This is a genomic window from Pedobacter sp. ASV12, assembly GCF_016429155.1.
Taxonomy (GTDB): Bacteria; Bacteroidota; Bacteroidia; order Sphingobacteriales; family Sphingobacteriaceae; genus Pedobacter.
Window position 1 is genome coordinate 1 of sequence record NZ_JAELUC010000230.1, and the last position, 591, is coordinate 591.

Sequence of the window (591 nt, forward strand, 5' to 3'; positions counted from 1 at the left end):
GTCGTGGTTCGTCGGCAGCGTCAGATGTGTATAAGAGACAGATGTTCTGCTGATTACTAATTAGGAGAAAAAAGAACAGTATACAGGTAAATACATAATGATCCCACATAATGTCATTGTTTGTTACCGAAGTTAATAATAGGATCAGCAAGAAAATTCCTAATCCCATTGAGAATTTAATCTTCTTATCGGTATAAGAGACCAGGATATAAATTATCAAAGCATAAAATAAAGCAAATGGTATACCATTTTCTAACAAGAAAAGTAACACTCCATTATCAGAAAATTCTACGTCGCCATTATTTCCCTGCTGTATTTCTCCTGGCACTCCGAATGCAAAATACCGTACATCAGAAAGCAAATAATTTATATAGGTTGCATTTTTTTCCTTTCTTACATCTTCTCCTGCACTCTCTTCAGAAAGTCTTTTCAATGCCCCTCCCATATCTATTAATTTATCTAATGCACCGGTTGCATATAGCATGGCGAGAATAATTCCAGCAGCGATTAGGAGCGTTTTCAGATAGCTTGTAAACCCCTTATTAATTGACTTAAAATGATTAACTGCAAAAGGCTGTCTCTTATACACAT

1 protein-coding gene is annotated in these 591 nt (G+C 35.4%); it reads right to left on the reverse strand.

What is annotated here, in order from left to right; genetic code table 11:
* A partial coding sequence (locus tag JHD69_RS20055) for a hypothetical protein (protein ID WP_199142108.1) occupies window positions 1-591 on the reverse strand: 591 nt, incomplete at both ends.